Origin of the sequence: Vibrio sp. 10N.286.49.C3, from assembly GCF_041469545.1 — a bacterium.
In the GTDB taxonomy this organism is placed as follows: domain Bacteria; phylum Pseudomonadota; class Gammaproteobacteria; order Enterobacterales; family Vibrionaceae; genus Vibrio; species Vibrio tasmaniensis_A.
On sequence record NZ_JBFRKT010000096.1, the window covers coordinates 1 to 2,301 of the forward strand.

The 2,301-nt window shown below is 44.2% G+C and carries 2 protein-coding genes; both read left to right on the forward strand.

Annotation, left to right across the window (positions count from 1 at the left end):
- Positions 1-88: 88 nt before the first annotated feature.
- Positions 89-946: a tyrosine-type recombinase/integrase gene (locus AB4180_RS22525; protein WP_017097399.1), complete on the forward strand. Its 858-nt coding sequence runs from the start codon at positions 89-91 to the stop codon at positions 944-946.
- Positions 943-2,034 carry a transposase gene (locus AB4180_RS22530; protein WP_102249052.1) on the forward strand — a complete coding sequence of 364 codons (1,092 nt, stop codon included), beginning with the start codon at positions 943-945 and terminating at the stop codon, positions 2,032-2,034. Before AB4180_RS22525 ends, AB4180_RS22530 begins: the two co-directional genes overlap by 4 nt.
- The last annotated feature ends 267 nt before the right edge of the window (positions 2,035-2,301 follow it).

The window sequence follows — 2,301 nt, forward strand, 5'->3', positions numbered from 1 at the left end:
GTTGAACTAAGCCGCTTCGCGGAGGGCTTTCCTCTCACTTACCTGATAGACCAAACTTATGATGTATCCATAGATTAAGGAATACATCATGACCTTATTAAGACAACAACTTATCGATGAAATGGCGGTTCGCCGTTTTTCTCCGAAAACCCATGCAAGCTATTTACGTTGGGTTAAAGATCTATCTACTACTTACGATCTGTCCCCCGATTTACTCACTGATCAACAGATTAGTGCGTATTTACGTACGCTCACCACAGAGCGGAGCTTAAGTAGTAGTACTTGTGCTCAAGCTTTGAATGCCATCTTGTTCTTTTATCGTGCCGTTTTGAATAGAGAATTTGAAGAGCGATTGGTTCCCCCGATTAAACGCGCCAGTAAAATACCGGAGCTGCTTAATCGCGAGGAAGTAAGAAGTATCATTAGTCATTGTCGAAGTCTTAAATATCAGACCGCACTTGAAATGTGTTATGGATGTGGCCTACGTGTCAGTGAGGTCGTAGGCTTGTACGTGAAAGACATTGATGGTACGGCGAAACGACTGCACATTCATTGTGGTAAAGGTAAAAAAGATCGCTTTGTTCCACTGGGTGATAGCCAACTGAATCATCTTCGAAATTACTGGTGTCATTATCATCCCACCGTAGTGCTGTTTCCCAGCCTAGAGCCCGAAAAGCCATTGGGTATTAGCTCTCTGCAGAAATGCTTCAAAGCAGCAAAAGTTGAGGCAAACGTCAGAAAATTAGGAGGAATACACGCCTTGAGGCACGCTTATGCGACTCATCAGCTTGAATCGGGCATGCCTTTGAATGTTCTTCAGCGTTACCTCGGACATTCGAATATCAAAACGACATTGAGGTACACCCATTGGATTGGTCATCACAACGAAAGCTCGGACGGAAGTAAGTTCGACTTAGTTGCTCAACTATGGGAGGAGAGCGAATGAACGCATTATCTCCTTACCAAGCCGTATTAACACAAGGCTTAGAAGAGCTTGATAAAAGCAAAGTCACACCGAGACAGTGGCAAGTGCTTAACCATTTAAGAGACTGCCGAACAGAGCGTATGGGCAGCTACGACTGGCGTTGTCAGCAATGTGGTCATGAAACGCGTTGGTACTGCTCTTGTCGAGACCGTCATTGCCCCAATTGCCAAGAGCAGATGAGACAGCAATGGCTAACAAAGCGAAGCCAAGATATTTTACCTGTGGCCTACCATCATATGGTTTTTACCTTACCTCACGAGTTCAATGCTCTGGTTAAAGCGCATCCTAAGGTGGTTTATCAATGCTTGTTTCATTCAGTGTGGGCAACATTATGCGCGTTTGCTAATGAGCGGCATCACCTTGTCGGTCAACTTGGAGCATTAATGGTTCTTCACACTTGGGGAAGAAATCTGAGTCAACATACTCATATTCATTGCCTACTACCGAGTGGGGTGCTTACAAAAGATCGGCAATGGCAACCGACAAGAAAAGAGAGTTACCTGCTTCCGGTTAAAGCCCTATCCGTTCGCTTTAAGAAAGAGATGTTATGTCGAGTAAGCGAGTTGATAGCAACGCACAGTAATTTATTAGAGGAAGCCGCTAGTAAGAGGTGGGTTGTGTACAGTAAACCTGTACTCCACGAGCCTACAGCGGTAGTGGGTTATCTATCTCGGTATTGCAATCGTATCGGGTTAAATCCCAACCAATTAAGTTATAACGTGGATGGCCGTATCACGATGAGTTACAAAAACTATCGAACCAATGGGACGCAAAGAATGTGTTGTAATGCGGGCGAGTTACTTCGACGCTTACTTTTACATGTGTTGCCTAAAGGGCTAATGCGAATACGCTATTATGGCTTTTTAGCTAATGCGGTACGGGTAAAAGCGATAGCGGAAATTAGGCAAAGCTTACGAAAGCGACCCGCAGAGAAGTCGGAAGTGTCGAAAGAGAAACCGTGTTGTCCGAACTGCCATAGCAACAGCATGGTACTCGTGTGCATCAATATTAGACCTAGGATAGTCGTTTCAGAGCATCGACTGACCTAGTTGTCTGATTGTAATGAATAAAATTATCGTTGTGTTATGGCGAGAGAGGGGCATTGTTCGCTTTTAAAAAGATTATGCAACGGGTATAGTCGCAGTAGATAAATTGGTGGCTAGAAGTGGAAAATGGACGGCTGATGGGGTACCAGTCTTAATGATAAGAGTGGAACGTAAGTCAGTCCTAAAAAGCAAACTCCATAGATAGAAGCAGCCAAGTCCAACAGGTATTTATCCATTGTGCTACGACAACGGATAAATACTTAAGCGTTA